The sequence below is a fragment of the Streptomyces sp. NPDC093089 genome, from assembly GCF_044754405.1.
GTDB lineage: Bacteria > Actinomycetota > Actinomycetes > Streptomycetales > Streptomycetaceae > Streptomyces.
Genome location: NZ_JBIVPA010000026.1, coordinates 36,801 through 51,120 on the forward strand (window position 1 = coordinate 36,801; position 14,320 = coordinate 51,120).

Consider the following 14,320-nt stretch of genomic DNA (forward strand, 5'->3'; position numbering starts at 1 on the left):
CCGGCATCCCCCGCCGAGCAGTACGCCCCCGCGGGCCGCGCGCTCGACGGCTTCGCGAGCCGCGCCGCGCCGGCGTGCACGGTGCTCCGGTGCGTCCGGGTGCGCGTCGGTCAGCGGCGCACCTTCAGGGCCCGCGAGGCCGCGTGGTCCAGCTTCACGATCACATGGCACCAGCCCTCGGGCCCCACGGCCGCCGGCCCCGTCATCGGCATCCGGGTGCCGATCTGCCCGACCCGGTGCCGAGTGCCGTCCGGCTGGACGGTGTGCGCGTAGCCGCTGATGTCCTCGCGGCCGTCGCACGTGGCCCGGAGGAGGGCGGGCCCTCGTAGCGCAGTACGGCCGGGCCACGCCCCTCGGCACGTCTGCCGAGGACCTCCAGCGTGTCGATCGCACGGACCCGGACCCGGAGCCGTCAGTCGGCGGAGCACTCGACCCTCAGCCGCGCCTCCGGCTCGCCCTCGGTGAACAGCGGTACCTCCCCCCCGCGCGTCCCTTGTGGTGGAGAAGGCGCACAACTCGTCCACCGCGCCCGATCCGTCGAGCCGCCACAGGTACAGCGGGCCGCGTGGACCCGGCCCGCCGCGCCGCTCGAACTCCACGACCGCGGTCCGGCCGGGCTCAGGGTTGTGCACGGTCAACTCCTGCGTCCCACGGCCCTCGTGGACGCCCCCGGCCGACGACCGGACGCATTCGGGGTCGTACGCGCGGACGTCGTTGGGGTCGTACGCCTCCGGTGCGGGCAAGGCCTTCGGCGCCGGCCCCGGTGCCGGCTGCGGAGCATGCGCCACCTCTGCAGCGGGGCGCCGCCCCCGCTCCGCCCCGCTGGTATGCGGGTCGACCGCCTTCACCAAGGAGGGAGCCGGGGACGCGGTCCGGGCCACCCACGGCTCGGGACCGGCCGCGGGCGCGTCCTCCGGCCCGCGGTCCCCACCCGGCCCCGCCGGGGCCGTGCCCGGGCGAGGGCTCGGGCCGGTGCGCGTGCCCGACGGTGCGGCGGCCTCCTTGTGGACCTCCGTCATCGCGGGCCCCGACACCGGTGCGGTCGGCAGGGCCCCGGCGGGTATCCCGTGGTCGGCGGCGAGCGCGGCGGGTCCGCCGCTGTAGCCCTGGCCCACGGCACGGAAGCACCAGGCGCCGTCGCGGCGGTAGAGCTCGCCGAGTATCAGTGCGGTCTCCCCGCCGGCGTCCGTGACCTCGTACCGCGGACCGTCCGACCGGCGGTGTCCGCCACCTCCACGGAAAGTCCCCCGACCGCGCCGAACGGCCCGCCCGCGGTGAGCACGGCGATCAGTACGCGCTGCACGGCGGCCTCCACCGCCCGCTCGTCCACCTCAAGGCGATGGACGACCGGTCCCGTCCTCCACAGCCCCGCCCGAGTGCCGCACGGCGCCCGAGGGGTGCGTGGGCCGGGCCCCGGGACCACGTCGGCCTCGCCCCGTACCCGCCCCGCCCCGTCCAGCAGCACCACCGCGGCCGCCACCGGGGGATCCCCCGGCTCGGCCTCGCGCACCACGGCGACACGCAGCAGGCCGCCGGGCAGCGGGGTGTTGGCCCCCTTGGCCATGATCGGCATCCCGGCATCCCGGCATCCCGGCATCCCGGCATCGGCGGCATCGGCGGCCCTCCCGGGGCGACGGGTTCCGGCAACGGGTCGTCGGCGGCCACGCCGGTAGGTCGGGCACCTGCGGCCAGGTACCCGCGGTCGGGCACCGCGGTCCGGCATCCGCCGTCAGGCACTCGCGGTCAGTCCTGGTTGCGGGCAGGTCGGGCGAGCGACCGCGGCGAGGCTAGGAGCCGGCTCGTCTGCCGTCGGGCGCGGAGACGCGCGGTTCGGCGAGGAGTGCGAGGAGGCCGGCGATCTGGTGGCCGGATTCGGCGGGATGCCGGAAGCGGGAGCCCTGGACGATGCCGTAGTGGTTGCGGCGCCCGTCGTCCGCGCGGCTCCGGACCAGGTAGCCGGCCTCTTCGAGGTCCGTGACGATGGCCTGCACGGTCCGTTCGGTTACGCCGCAGGTGGCCGCGATGTCACGGAGTCGGATGCCGGGGTCGCGGGAGATGGCCAGCAGCACACGGGCATGGCTGGTGAGGAAGGTCCAGCTTGAGTGATTTTCTTTTTTTTCACCCATATAGGAATCGTGCGCCCGTACGAGCGTCGAGGCAATCGCCCGATGTCATTTTCGGGTAAATATTGACGGGTAACGCCCAGTAGGCGGAGAATCGTGGCATAAGGCTTCTCTGGTTCAGGAGGTCTCGTGACTCCCTTCCCCGAAGCCCCCGGCCCCGCTTCCGTGCCGGGCGACGTGGACGACGGAGGCATCGCCGTCTCCCGGCGGTCGAACGACGACGGCGCCGTCGTCAGCATCGGCGGAGAGCTCGACATCGTCAGCGCCCCCCGGTTGAGGGGAGCCCTCGTCGAGGCCCTGGCGGCCTGCGAGGGCGGTGGCAGGCTGGTCCTGGACCTTTCCGAGGTCACCTTCTGCGACTCCACGGGGCTCAACACCCTGCTGCGCGCATGGCGGCGGGCCGTCAGCGATCACCGCTTCCTGGTCATCCGGGCCGCCAGTCCCCAGGTGACGCACCTCCTCGAGGTCACGGGGGCCGCCCACCTCTTCGCTGACACGGCGTGACGGTCCTCCGTCGCCGGCCCCGGCGCGGAGCGCCGGGGCCGGCGGAGGCTCACCCGATGGGGGTCACCACGTGACTGTACGACCGCCGAAGGCCGTGACGAGACGACCGTCCGTGGCGTAGGACCAGGTCAGGGTGCCGGAGTACGAGGAGCAGCGGGAGCCGTTCGCGCCGGACCAGAACTGGTTCGAGGCGTCGACGTCGCCGAGGGTGCGGTCGTTGGTGCCGGTGGAGGTGGAGCGGCAGGAGGTGTTGCCGCGGAACACCGAAGTGCCGGCGTCGAAGGAGAAGTTGCGCTGGGCGTTGTCGACGCTGACGTTGTTCGAGACGGTCAACCTGCCCGGGTTGCTGTTGTACGTGAACCCGTGCTTGCCGTTGCGGAAGGCGATGGTGCGCCGGACGACGTGGTCGACCGCGATGTCCTCGCCGCCGAGCTTGAAGCCGTTGCGGTCGCCGGCTCCCGCCTGGGAACCGTCGCTGAGGGTGCCGTTGTCGTAGGCGAGGGAGTCCTCGATGGTCACGATGCCGATGGGGCCGGTGTCGGGCTTGGTGTAAAGGTCCCAGCCGTCGTCGATGTTGTGGTGGGACACGGCATGTCGGAAGACGTTCCCGCTGCCGACGGTGAGCTTCGCGGCGAACCCGTCGGCGTCCTCGCCGTCGGAGTCGGCGTTGTCGTGCGACTCCGCGCTCAGTACGAGGTTGTCGGACGGCCACTGCTCGCGCGGCGTGCCGGAGGCGATGCGGCCGAGCTGGAGGCCGGTGTCCCGGTTGAAGCGGGTGACCGTGCGCTCGATGACGTTGTGGCTCCCGCCGACGTAGATGCCGTTGTCGCCGGCCCGCTGGACGACGACGCCGTTCACGTGCCAGTACGAACCGTTCAGCGCGAGACCGCGGTTGGCCGGGTCCTCGGTCATGGCGGAGAAGTCGAGCACCGGCGTCTCGCCCGGGTACGCGGACAGCTTCTTCAGGGCGCCCGAGGTGCCGTTGTTGCCGGCCGGGACGGTGACCGTCGCGGAATGGCGGTAGGTGCCGCCGCGGAGGTAGATCGTCCCGCCGGCACCGACGCGGCCGATCGCCGACGTGAGCGTCGTCGGATCGGACTGCGTACCGGCCGCGCCGTCCGTGCCGCCGGGCGCGACGTACAGCGCGCCGCCCGCGGGCGGCGGCGCGTCGGCCGTCGTCACGTTCAGGGAGTCGACGTTCGGCAGACCGGCGGCGGTGGTAGGGGAGAGCCGGACGGTGTTGGCGCCCGCGTTCAGCGGCACGGTCAGGGTCTTCGTGACCCACGTCGACCAGGCGCCCGTGGCCTCGAACGACGGCGTCTGCACGGTGGCCCCGTTGACGACGAGCCCGGCCGGCCGTGCCGCCGTCGTCCCGTTGGCGAACCGTACGGCCAGCGTCGCCGTACCGGCGGCGGAGGCGTTCACCGTGAACTGCACGTGCGCGCCGACGGCGTTGGTGCCGTTGCAGAACCCGCTTCCCGAGTACCCGGACCAGTCGGAGTCGACGGTGCCGGTGCACACGGCGGGGGAGGCCTCGGCCTCGTACAGCGTCGACACGGCGTGCGCCGTGTCCACGGACAGGGCGACGAGCGTGCCGGCCAGCAGGCCGACGCAGGCGGTGACGGATCGCAGGTGCATCTGGAGGCTCCAGGGGGAGGGGAGGAGAGGAGGGGAGAGGAGGGGAGGGGAGGGGAGAGGAGAGGAGAGGAGAGGAGAGGAGAGGAGAGGAGAGGAGAGGAGAGGAGAGGCGTTCCGGGACGGGTTGGACGGGGTTGGGCTGGGCTGGACTGGGTCGGGTCGAGCTGGATGGACGAGAAAGCGCTTTCCCTGGAAGCTAGGGGTGTGGTCGTGGAGGCGTCAATGGTCATGTCTGTGGATGCTGTTCATATGGCTGAACATTTACGGTCGGGTGTCGCGTGCTCCGTGCGGCCCCCTGGTGACCTCCGGGTGAAGCTCGTGAAGACCGGTTCCATAAATGTGGAGGACTTCGGGGCACCCGGTGAGATTTCGGTCGGCGAATTCCTCGCCGACGCGGTGGCGTAAACGTCCACACGTCTATCAACTCACCAGTAACATGCATCTGACCTGGGAAAATAGGTTCCCAAGGGAAGTGGAAGGCGTAATTCTTCGAATTCGGGAAGGCGGGGTATGGTCGGCCCCGCTCACCCGGTCGGTAGGTGCCGACGCCGTGGGCTCCACGGAAATCCGGGCACATTCGGACCCCGTGTGCGAACCCGACCGAAGTCGTCCGAGGCGAGGCAGACCGATGGAAGCTCCGACCACCCCGTCGGCCGCCGGCCACGGCTCCGGTGCCGCCGCCGACGGTCAGCCCGGCGGCTGGTTCGGGCCCGGTCCGAGCGGACCGGGCGTCCCCCGCCAGGCCACGCGGCGGCCGGACGCGGAGGGGGCGCGGCCGGACCGCGCAGGGACGCACCCGGGCTCCGGCGTGCCGGGCTCGAACCCCGTTGGGACACAGCAGGGTTCCGGTGTGCCGGGCCCGAACCCCTCTGGGACATACCAGGGTTCCGGTGTGCCCGGACCGAACTCGGCTGGGGCACAACCGGATTCTGCTGGGGCACACCCGAACTCGGCTGGGGCGAACCCGGATTCTGCTGGGACACGCCCGAAGCCCGCCGGGTCCCGCCCGAGCCCCGCCACGCGTGCCTCACATCCCGTGCGGCCGTACGTCGCCGGGGCGACCTCAGCCCCGGCCCCCTCAGCAGCCCCGGCCCCCTCGGCGGCCCCGGCCTCCTCGACGACTCCTGCCCCTGCCCCTGCGCCGGCCCCGGCACCCGCGCGTGCGGCCGAGCGGCGCCAGCCCCCGGCGACGTCGGCCGTGTCGGCTCCGTCGGCGGCGGAGGGGCCGTCCGCCACGGAGCTGCTGCGCCGGACGATGGCCGAGATCGAGCCGATCGCCGACCGGGTCACGTCGTACTTCTACGCGCTGCTGTTCCTCCGCCACCCCGGCCTGAGGGAGCTGTTCCCCGCGGCGATGGACGTCCAGCGCGACCGGCTGTTCAAGGCGCTGCTGACGGCCGCCACCCACGCCGACGACCCCGCCACCCTGACCGCGTACCTGACGCACCTCGGGCGTGGGCACCGGAAGTACGGCACGCTCCCCGAGCACTACCCGGCCGTCGGGGAGGCGCTGATCGGCGCGCTCGCCCGGCACGCGCCGGGGAGTTGGGGGCCGAGCACCGAGGCCGCGTGGGTGGGGGCGTACACCGCGATCTCGCAGATCATGATCGACGCTGCGGCCGCGGACGGGCTCCGCGCGCCCGCCTGGTGGCAGGCGGAGGTGGTCGCCCACGACATGCGTACGCGGGACGTCGCCGTCGTCACGGTCCGGCCCGACGGCCCGTACCCCTTCCGGGCCGGGCAGTACACGGCCCTGGAGACCCCGTGGTGGCCGCGGGTCTGGCGGCACTACTCCTTCGCCTCCGCGCCCCGCTCCGACGGGCTGCTGTCGTTCCACGTCAAGGCCGTGCCCGCCGGCTGGGTCTCCACCGCGCTCGTCCACCGCGCCCGCCCCGGGGACGTCATCAGGCTCGGACCGCCCGCCGGTTCCATGACCGTGGACCACACCACCGGCAACGGGCTCCTGTGCCTCGGCGGCGGCACCGGCATCGCACCCATCAAGGCCCTGGTGGAGGACGTGGCCCAGCACGGGCGGCGGCGGCCCGTCGACGTCTTCTACGGCGCGCGCGGGAACCACGGCCTGTACGACATCGACACGCTGCTCCGGCTCCAGCGGTCGCACCCCTGGCTCTCGGTGCGTCCCGTCGTCGACGACGAGTCCGGCGGCCCGCTGTCCGGCGGACTCCCGGAAGCCGTACGCGAGTACGGCCCGTGGCACACCTACGACGCGTACCTGTCGGGGCCGGCGGGGATGATCCGCCGCGGCGTCGACACCCTGGTGGGCATCGGCATGCCCGCCCACCGCATACGGCACGACTCCATCGAGGAACTGGTCGGGGCAACGAGTTGAGTACCTTCCCACCGGCCGTGCGGCGGCCGACGGACCAGCCGCGCGCCGCCCGCCCGGGCAGCGACGGCGAACACCGGGTCCAGCGGCGCATGGGCACCACCGAACGCGCGGACCGCTTCTACGACGAACAGGTCCTCGACCGGCTCAACCCCCGGATGCGCGAGTTCGTCGCACGGCAGGAGATGTTCTTCCTGGCCACCGCCGACCGCCACGGCACCTGCGACAACTCCTTCCGCGCCGGCCCGCCCGGCTTCCTCCACGTCCTGGACGACGCGACGCTCGCCTACCCCGAGTACCGGGGCAACGGCGTCCACGCCAGCCTGGGCAACATCGAGGAGAACCCGCACGTCGGCATCCTCATGGTCGACTTCCTCCGGGACCGCATCGGACTCCACGTCAACGGCCGCGCCAGGAGCGTCCCCGACGACTCCATGCGCCGCGCCCACCCCCGCCTCCCCGTCGACCCCGTACCCGGCCGACGCGCCCTGCTCTGGGTCGTCGTCAGCGTCGAAGAGGCCTACATCCACTGCGCCAAACACATCCCCCACCTCCAGAAGGCCCCCGCCCGCACCACCGGACGCCCCTGGGGAACCGACGACGCCAAGCGCAAGGGCGGCGACTTCTTCGGCGCCGCCGCCGAAGCACCAGCCCGCGCCGCCTTCCCACCCCCGCCCCGCGCCGACGCCACCACATGGCGCGCGGAAGCCGAGAAGGCCCTCGCCAGGGCCCGCCGTCACGACCGCGCCCTCACCGGCGCGGCCACCGGAACCGAGCCGGCGACTGCTCGGGAGCCCTTCACCGGCTGGTTCCACCGGGCCGCACCCGCCTGAACGCGACCCCGCCCGCCGCCGCCCTGGCCCTCGACCACACCCGACGGCGGCGGGTGGGGCGGTCGTGCCCCCCGGCAGGCCCCGGGCTTCCCTCGTCGGTGCTCCGTCGTACGCTGAAGTCCGTACGGGACGGACAGGAGGCTGCGGTGGTCCAGACGGCGCCGGCCGAGGTGATGGCCGAGCCGGCGGACCTCGAGGACCCGAAGGCACGTGCCGTGAACGAGCGGCACGGCGACGACCACGGCGTGAACCTCGGCAAGCTGCGGGCGCTGGCGAAGCGGTTGAAGACCCAGCAGGAGCTCGCCTGCCGGCTGTGGGACACGGACGACACGGCGGCTCGACTCCTCGCTCTGCTCGTCTGCCGCCCGAAGGCCTTCGACCGCGACCGGCTGGACGCCATGCTGCGCGAGGCCCGCACGCCCAAGGTCCACGACTGGCTCGTGAACTACGTGGTGAAGAAGAGCCCGCACGCCGAGGAACTCCGCGTCGCCCGGACCGCCGACCCCGACCCGGTGGTCGCGAGCGCCGGCTGGGCGCTCAGGACCGAACGCGTGGCCAAGAAGCCCGACGGGCTCGACCCCACGGTCCTGCTCGACGTCATCGAAGCCGACATGAAGGACGCGCCCGACCGCCTGCAAGGGGCCATGAACCACTGCCTGGCCCGGATCGGCATCGACCACGCCGAGTACCGCTCCCGCGCCATAGCCATCGGCGAGCGCCTCGGAGTCCTCGAGGACTACCCGACCCCGCCCGGCTGCACCTCGCCCTTCGCGCCCGTCTGGATCACCGAGATGGTCCGCCGACAGCAGCCCGCGTAGCGACTCCCGGAGTCCGCCGGGGGCGGACGGCGGGGCAGCCGTGAAACCGACGCCCGGCTGGACGATCGCCGGTCCGACGCCGGTGCTACGGCAGTCCTACGCCGGTCCGACGACGGGCGCGGCCTCCGGGACCGGCGACCGGCGACCGGCGAATATTCCGTGCCGTACGCGCCCCCGGGCGTGCACACTCGCCCCATGGCACACATGACGGCGTTCCAGGACGAGATCAGCGGCTGGGCGGCCGGCGGCTCCGGCGACATCGCGAGGGACCTGGCCGCGCGCCTCGACCTGCGCACGGCCGTGCTCCTGGAGGGCCCGAGCGACCTCGCGGCCGTCGAGACGCTCGCCGTGCGGCGGGGCCGCGACCTCGCCGCCGAAGGCGTCTGCGTCGTGTCGATGGGCGGTGCCATGAACGTCGCCCGGTACGCGGGCCTCCTCGGCCCGCCCGGCCTCGGCCTCCGCCTCGTCGGACTCTGCGACGCCCGAGAGCAGCCGTACTACGACCGCGGCCTCCGGCGGGCCGGCGCACCCCACGACGACGTCTTCGTGTGCGTGGCGGACCTGGAGGACGAGCTCATCCGCACCCTCGGCCCGGCCGCCGTCGAGGAGATCATCCGCCTGGAGGGCGACCTCCGCCCCTGGCAGACCTTCCTCCACCAGCCCGCCCAGCACGGTCGCCCCCGCCCCCGGCAACTCCGCCGCTTCCTCGGCACGAAGAAGGGCCGCAAGATCCGCTACGGCACCCTCCTCGTCGAAGCCCTCGACCCGGCCCACGCGCCGGCCCCGCTCGACGCCCTCCTGAACAGCCTCTGACACCCTCGGCCGCCCGAGCCACGCGAAGGGCCGGCCGCGGGTGTACGTGTCTTGTGCCACCGAACCTTGATCGCGCTGGTCGGTCCCGGGGGCGGACCCGTGTGCGAGCGTGTGGTGCGAAGCGTGCGGCATGTCGGAGGGGGATCGGAGGGGGAACGGTGGCAGCGGAGAGTGACGGTTGGGTCGGCATGGGCTGGGACCGGACGGATGCCGACGACATCCGCCGGCGTCTCGACGAAGGCGCCGATCCGGAGAAATGGAGCGGGGGCCGACCGCTGCATCGCGCAGCAGTGTTCGGGTCCTCCGAGGTCGTCGCGGAGTTGGCCGGTCGAGTTGCGGATGTGGACGCGCTGGAGAACGGGGTGACGGCACTTTGGGAAGCCGTCGTGTCCAGGAAGCCCGAAAACGCACGAGCCCTCGCCGCTGCCGGGGCCGGTCCTTGGCGGCTGTCGATCGGCGCCTGGTCACCGGGGTGGCCGAGCCTGGCTGGACCGACGCCGGGCCTGTTCTCGGTACCGGAGTGGGCAGTCCTGACCGACACGGAGCGTGCGGCAGCGGAAGAGGCCGAGTTGGCTTCGTACCTCTACCAGCACAGCGCCGTGGCCCACTCCTGCGCCTTTGCCGGACTGCGGTCGACGGACCGGCGCGCCGTGGTCGGACCTCCCGATGCATGGGTCGAACCACCCCGCCGCGACTACTGGAGTCACTGACGCGAACAGGGCATCGTCGCCGTACTGCCACACCTGTCGCTCGGACTTCGACGGCACGCGCTCAAAGTTCGGGCCCCGCATCAGTGTCCAGTTCCGACCTCGCGGCGTGCGTTGAGCCCCGTATGGCCGGAAGAGGGCGGTGCGGGCGTCGAGGTGGGTGCGTCGGGGGAAGCCTGTGGGTACGTGGCAGGTGGATGCGGGAGGGGGCGCTGTGACAGACGTCGACGTCGTGGTCGTCGGGGCGGGGGTGTTGGGGCGGTCGATCGCGTACGCGCTGGCGTGTGGCGAGCCGGGGACGCGGGTGGTGCTGTCGGGGAGGCGCGGGCCGGGCGCGTCGGAGGCGGCCGGCGCGATGCTCGGAGTGCTGGGCGAGGTGACCGCGGCGGCCTGCACGCCTCCCCGCTGATCGCCCAGGAACTCGCCGCCGAGATCCTGCACGGCACGCCGAGCCTGGCTCGTCCCCTGGCGCCCCGACCGGGCCCTCATCGCCGACCGGAGCGCCGCCGACGCCGCCGAGGAGTAGGCCGTCCACCGCCGGGCCCTCGTGAGTCGCGGTCCCGGCGTCGTCAGCAGCTGGTGCCGGTGGGGACGGGCCGGCGGTCGATGAGGTAGGCGTCGACGTGTCCGGTGACACAGGAGTTGCTGCGGCCGTACGCAGTGTGGCCGAAGCCCTGGTAGGTCAGGAGCCGGCCGCCGGGGAACTGGGAGGCGAGGCCGGCAGCCTCCTCGTAGGGGGTGGCCGCGTCGCCGGTGGTGCCGACGACGAGGACGGGAGGGACGCCGTCGGCGCTGACGCGGTGCGGCTTCCGGGTGGTGGTGGGCCAGTCCTTGCAGGTGAGGGCGGAGGTCACGCTCGACGTGCCGTAGCGACCCGCGGCCTTGTCGGCGGCGGGGAGGGCGTTCCAGTAGGCCTGGGCGTCGCGCGGGTGAGGGACGTCGAAGCAGTTGACGGCCTGCAGGGCGGCCTCGCTGTTGTCGGACGGCGTCGCGGCGCCGGTGCCGCCGGTGTCGCCGGTTTCACCGGTGTCGGCGGAGGCGTCCGGGGCGGGGGCGGTCCCGGAGGTCCCATCGCTCTCGGGGTCGTCGGTCCCCGGGGCGGGCTCCTCGGGCGCCGCCAGCCGGGCCAGCTTCGTGCCGTCGCCGCGCTCCGCGTCGACCAGGGCCTCCGAGAGGTCCTTCCACTGGGCCTCCGGGGTGTACATGGACGCGGTGAGCGCGCCGAGCAGGGTGTTCGCGTCGGCGCCGTACTCGGCGCCGTCGACGGGCAGCGGCTCGCGCGCGGTCTTCTCGAACAGTCCCTCGATGAGGCCGCGTATCTCCTCGGAGGTGCCGGCGGGGCAGCTGTCGCCGGCGACCTCGGCGCACGAGGTGATGTAGTCCTCGACCGCCCGCCGGAACCCGACGCCCTGGCTCACGGCACGCCGGGCCCAGTCCAGCGAGGGGTCGACGGCACCGTCGAGGACCATGGCGCGGACCCGACGCGGGAACTGTTCGGCGTACGCGGTGCCCAGACTCGTCCCGTACGACCAGCCGAGATAGGTGACCTCGGACTCCCCGAGGGCCGCCCGCAACACGTCCATGTCCCGGGCGACGTCCTCCGTGCCGACGTGGCTCAGGATCCCGCCGCCGGCCTTGGCGCAGGCGTCGGCCTCCTGCTTCGCGGACGCGAGCGCTTCGGCGCGCTCCGACTCGGTCCTGGGGAAGAACGGATCTGCCGCGGGGGTCGCCTCGACCATCCCCTCCGCGGCCGACGGGGCCGCCCCCTCCGCTCCCTCCACGCTCTCCGCCCCCTCCGCACTCTCCGCAGGCCCCGGGTTCTTCGCGGGCCCCGGGTTCTCCGCGGGCCCAGGGTTCTCCGTGGGCTCCGCGCTCCCCGAAGGCTTCGTGGAATCCGTATCTCCGCCGCAGGTCAGAGCGGGGGAGCTGCCGCCGACGCCCCGGGGGTCGAAGGACACGATGTCGAAGCGGGCGCGTACCTTCGGGCTGAAGGACTCGGCCATGCCCTCCTTCAGGAGGGACGTCACGCCGGAGCCGCCGGGGCCGCCGGGGTTGGCGATGACCGATCCGATCCGGCGGCCGGACCCGGTCGTGACGGCGCGGGTCACGGGCAGGACGAAGGTCTTGCCGTTCGCCGGGTGCGCGTAGTCCATCGGGACGGTGAGCTCGGCGCACTGGTGGTCCCCGCACGCGGTCCACTTCAGCTTCTGTCCGTAGAAGGCGCGCAGCTCGGGCCGGGTGGCGGGGTCGGCCCGGCCGGCCGGCGGCTTCGTCCGGTCGGGGGCGGGGGCCGTGGTGCAGGCGGCGAGGGCGGTGCCGACGACGACGGCGAGGGCGACGGCGAGGGCGGGGCGGCGGACGGCGCTGATCAACGTGGTGCTCCCATGTTCGGTTCAGGGGGAGCTTGCCGGGCCGATGCTGAGGATTTGATGAGGAGCGGACGCGTCAAGGAGCCGTGGGCAGCCGCAGGACGAAGCGGGCGCCGCCCAGGTCGGCGCGGTCGGCGGTGAGCGTGCCGCCGTGGGCGTGGGCCACCCAGGAGGCGATGGAGAGCCCGAGGCCGGTCGATCCCGCCCCGCTGCGGAACCGTTCGAAGAGGGCGCCCGCGATCTCCGGCGGCAGGCCCGGTCCCGCGTCCTCGACCGTCACCGACCCGTCCCGGCCGACGTCGATCCGGACGTCGGCGGGCATTCCGGGGAGGTGTCCGTGGGCGAGGGCGTTGCCGAGGAGGTTGGCCACGGCCCTGCGGACGAGGTCGGGGTCGGCGTGCACGACGGTCTCCTCGGCCGTGACCGCCACCCGGTGACCCTCGACGGGGGCCTCGGCGACCACGGCTTCCACGAGCTGGTCGAGCCGGAGCGGCTCGCGCGCGAGCGAGGCCGTGCCGGACATGAGCCGGGCCCGGGTCAGCAGCCCGTCGACCAGGCCGCCCATGCCCTCGGCGAGCCGCAGCGTGCGCTTCAGCACGTCGGTGGTGTCCGTCTCGCCGCGCAGCGCGGTCTCGGCGAGCGTCCGCAGGGACGCCGTCGGTGTACGGAGGTCGTGCGCCGCGTCGGCGAGGAACGCCTCCTGCTGGCCGAGCACCGTCAGGGCCGGCCGGACGGCCCGCCCGGACAGCAGGTGGCCCACCGCCGCGGAGAGCGCCACGAGGAGCGCGCAGCCGGCCGTCACCAGCCACAGCAGCCGACGGTGATCGGCGGCCTGGTCCGATGTCGCCGTCATGGTCACGATGACGCCCTGCGGGGGATCGCCCTCGCCGGCGTCCGGCGCGAAGAAGGGCATGGCGAACACCCGGACGGGCTCGCCGTCCGTCGCCCGCCGGTCGAAGGCCGCACCGTCCTCGCCGCGCACGGCGGCCGCCGCCACCTCCCGTACGTCCGCGTCCGCCACGGACAGGCAGGGTCGGGCCGGGGCGTGCTCGACGACCAGCCGGGGGCCGTCGGCCGGGCTCTTCGCGGGCGACGCCGTCAGCACCGACAGGGGCGGACAGCCGGTCCCCATCGTCTCGACGAGCGTCCGCGTGTCCAGCCGGCCGTCCTCCGCGGTCTCCAGGAGGCCGACCGCCCAGCTGGTGTCCACGTTCATCGTCCGGTCCAGCTGCTCGCGCCAGCGCGCGTCGTCGCTGCGTACGGCGAAGGCGGCCATCGCCACCAGCCCCACGGCGCTGGTCAGCGCGAACAGCGCGGTCGTCCGCCGCCGCAGCCGGCGCACCCGCTCCGTCGGGGTGGGCGTCCTCGACCCGCGTACCCGGGCGGGACGCCTCACGCCTCGCCGTCCGCCGCGAGGCGGTAGCCGACACCCCGCACGGTGTGGACGACGGGCGGGTCGCCCAGTTTGCGGCGGAGCTGGGAGACGAGGACGTCCAGGACGTTCGACTGCGGCTCGGCCATCTCGTCCCAGCAGCTCTCCAGCAGCTCCGCCCGGGACACCGCCTGATCGGCACGCGTGGCCAGCGCCTCCAGGACGGCGAACTCACGGCCCGTCAGGGTCAGCAGCACCCCGGCGCGGTGGACGCGCCTCCGCGCGGTGTCGATCTCCAGGTCGCCCACCCGGTGCACGGGCGGGCGGACGACGGCGGAACGCCGGCACAGACTGCGCACGCGGGCGACCAGCTCCGGCACGGCGAACGGCTTGACCAGGTAGTCGTCACCGCCGCTCGCGAAGCCCTCGACGCGGTCGGCGACCGAGTCGCGCGCGGTGAGGAAGAGCACCGGCACCGCCCGGCCGCTCCTGCGCAGCCCCTCCACGTACGCGGCGGCGTCCCCCGACGGAAGCATCCGGTCGAAGACGGCGCAGTCGTACGCGGTGACGAACAGCGCCTCGTCGGCCCGGGGCAGATCCGCCGCCTCGTCGACGGCGAGCCCCGCGGCACGCAGGGCGGCCGCCACTCCGAACCGCAGGTTGTCGTCGTCCTCGACCAGTAGCACTCGCACGCCGCACACCCTAGTGCTGTGACCGCATAGGTTCACCGGGTTGCTCGTTGTGCTGGTTGGAAGTGATGACGCTTCCAACCAGCAGGGGAGGTGGGATGGCACCA

The 14,320-nt window shown here is 73.6% G+C and carries 15 protein-coding genes; 8 read left to right on the forward strand and 7 right to left on the reverse strand.

Translation table 11 applies throughout. The features are described 5' to 3' along the window. Nucleotides 1-110 precede the first annotated feature (110 nt). The 3 genes from ACIQFX_RS38350 to ACIQFX_RS38360 form a co-directional block, all read right to left on the reverse strand. Nucleotides 111-1,166: a TerD family protein gene (locus tag ACIQFX_RS38350; RefSeq protein WP_402473083.1), complete on the reverse strand. Its 1,056-nt coding sequence runs from the start codon at nt 1,164-1,166 to the stop codon at nt 111-113. After that, entirely contained in the window at nt 1,163-1,573 is a 411-nt protein-coding gene (locus ACIQFX_RS38355; protein ID WP_402473050.1) for a hypothetical protein, read from the reverse strand. The genes ACIQFX_RS38350 and ACIQFX_RS38355 overlap by 4 nt, the downstream gene beginning before the upstream one ends. Nucleotides 1,574-1,787: 214 nt before the next feature. Beyond that, nucleotides 1,788-2,126 carry a MarR family transcriptional regulator gene (locus ACIQFX_RS38360; RefSeq protein ID WP_402473052.1) on the reverse strand — a complete coding sequence of 113 codons (339 nt, stop codon included), beginning with the start codon at nt 2,124-2,126 and terminating at the stop codon, nt 1,788-1,790. A gap of 126 nt (nt 2,127-2,252) precedes the next feature. Between ACIQFX_RS38360 and ACIQFX_RS38365 the strand changes: the two genes are divergently transcribed. Beyond that, nucleotides 2,253-2,627 (forward strand): STAS domain-containing protein, encoded by a 375-nt coding sequence (locus ACIQFX_RS38365; RefSeq protein ID WP_402473054.1) that lies wholly within the window; start codon nt 2,253-2,255, stop codon nt 2,625-2,627. Between the two features lie 63 nt (nt 2,628-2,690). Here the strand turns inward: ACIQFX_RS38365 and ACIQFX_RS38370 are convergent, their stop codons facing one another. Continuing rightward, a complete protein-coding gene (locus ACIQFX_RS38370; protein WP_402473057.1) occupies nt 2,691-4,265 on the reverse strand; it encodes a CBM35 domain-containing protein in 1,575 nt (524 codons plus the stop codon). On the opposite strand from ACIQFX_RS38370, the gene ACIQFX_RS38375 reads away from it, so the two are divergent. The 7 genes from ACIQFX_RS38375 to ACIQFX_RS38405 all read left to right on the forward strand — a co-directional run bounded on the left by ACIQFX_RS38375 (nt 4,260) and on the right by ACIQFX_RS38405 (nt 10,192). After that, the gene (locus ACIQFX_RS38375; RefSeq protein WP_402473059.1) at nt 4,260-4,670 is read left to right on the forward strand and encodes a hypothetical protein; all 411 of its coding nucleotides are present in this window, start codon (nt 4,260-4,262) and stop codon (nt 4,668-4,670) included. The genes ACIQFX_RS38370 and ACIQFX_RS38375 overlap by 6 nt on opposite strands. A gap of 223 nt (nt 4,671-4,893) precedes the next feature. After that, nucleotides 4,894-6,615 carry a globin domain-containing protein gene (locus ACIQFX_RS38380; RefSeq protein ID WP_402473062.1) on the forward strand — a complete coding sequence of 574 codons (1,722 nt, stop codon included), beginning with the start codon at nt 4,894-4,896 and terminating at the stop codon, nt 6,613-6,615. Nucleotides 6,616-6,704: 89 nt separating this feature from the next. After that, complete coding sequence (locus ACIQFX_RS38385; protein WP_402473086.1) at nt 6,705-7,445, forward strand: pyridoxamine 5'-phosphate oxidase family protein; 741 nt, start codon at nt 6,705-6,707, stop codon at nt 7,443-7,445. Nucleotides 7,446-7,618: 173 nt separating this feature from the next. Next, nucleotides 7,619-8,263 (forward strand): DNA alkylation repair protein, encoded by a 645-nt coding sequence (locus ACIQFX_RS38390; RefSeq protein WP_402473089.1) that lies wholly within the window; start codon nt 7,619-7,621, stop codon nt 8,261-8,263. 195 nt (nt 8,264-8,458) lie between these two features. Beyond that, nucleotides 8,459-9,076 carry a TOPRIM nucleotidyl transferase/hydrolase domain-containing protein gene (locus tag ACIQFX_RS38395; RefSeq protein WP_402473064.1) on the forward strand — a complete coding sequence of 206 codons (618 nt, stop codon included), beginning with the start codon at nt 8,459-8,461 and terminating at the stop codon, nt 9,074-9,076. Nucleotides 9,077-9,234: 158 nt separating this feature from the next. Then, on the forward strand, nt 9,235-9,786 hold the full coding sequence (locus ACIQFX_RS38400; protein ID WP_402473066.1) for a hypothetical protein: 552 nt from the start codon (nt 9,235-9,237) through the stop codon (nt 9,784-9,786). A 211-nt stretch (nt 9,787-9,997) separates the two neighbouring features. Next, nucleotides 9,998-10,192, forward strand: coding sequence for a hypothetical protein (locus ACIQFX_RS38405; RefSeq protein WP_402473068.1), 195 nt, complete (start codon nt 9,998-10,000; stop codon nt 10,190-10,192). A 160-nt stretch (nt 10,193-10,352) separates the two neighbouring features. On the opposite strand, the gene ACIQFX_RS38410 is transcribed toward ACIQFX_RS38405, so the two are convergent. The 3 genes from ACIQFX_RS38410 to ACIQFX_RS38420 form a co-directional block, all read right to left on the reverse strand. Further along, a complete protein-coding gene (locus ACIQFX_RS38410) occupies nt 10,353-12,155 on the reverse strand; it encodes an alpha/beta fold hydrolase (protein WP_402473070.1) in 1,803 nt (600 codons plus the stop codon). 73 nt (nt 12,156-12,228) lie between these two features. Further along, nucleotides 12,229-13,548 (reverse strand): sensor histidine kinase, encoded by a 1,320-nt coding sequence (locus ACIQFX_RS38415; protein ID WP_402473073.1) that lies wholly within the window; start codon nt 13,546-13,548, stop codon nt 12,229-12,231. Further along, entirely contained in the window at nt 13,545-14,210 is a 666-nt protein-coding gene (locus tag ACIQFX_RS38420) for a response regulator transcription factor (protein ID WP_376482767.1), read from the reverse strand. Before ACIQFX_RS38420 ends, ACIQFX_RS38415 begins: the two co-directional genes overlap by 4 nt. Nucleotides 14,211-14,320 lie beyond the last annotated feature (110 nt).